The sequence below is a fragment of the Shewanella sp. A22 genome (assembly GCF_053850585.1).
This window is the reverse complement of sequence record NZ_JBSQBN010000269.1, coordinates 1-538: the sequence shown is the minus strand read 5'-3', so window position 1 is coordinate 538 and position 538 is coordinate 1. Positions and strand designations below refer to the sequence as shown.

Sequence of the window (538 nt, the reverse complement as noted above, 5' to 3'; positions counted from 1 at the left end):
TAATAAACGTCGATACCCTTTACTAGTATATTGCGAACCTCTATCGCTATGAAATACTAAGCCTTTAGGTGGTTTTCGCAAGTTGTAAGCCTTCAAAAATGCTTTCTCCACTAAACTTCTCGTCATGCGCTTAGATATATGCCAGCCGACGATTCTGCGAGAATACAAATCCATTACAACGGCAAGATATAGCCAACCTTCGCCTGTTTTAAGATAGCTCACATCGCCTGCCCAGACTTGGTTTGGCCCAACAGGATTAAAATTCATATTAAGTAAATTATCAGCCACGCTATCACAGTGTTTACGCTTTGTGGTGACTTTATAAGCCAGACGTTGCGTTACCACCAGTTTCAATCGCGCCATTAACTTAATAGTGCGATAACGTGTAATACTAAACCCTTCTTTGCGTAATACTTTAGCTAACTCTCTGCTACCTAGGCTGTTTCTACTGGCCTTGAATAATGCTTTAGCTCGACGAAATAATTCTAGAGTGTCAGCAGTGATAAGCTCACCAGGCCTTTTAAGCCAAACGTAATAC

The 538-nt window shown here is 41.1% G+C and carries 1 protein-coding gene; it reads right to left on the bottom strand.

Translation table 11 applies throughout. The features are described from left to right. Positions 1-538: IS3 family transposase (locus ACWXWT_RS20640; protein WP_456043423.1), on the bottom strand; the 538-nt coding region annotated here is incomplete at both ends.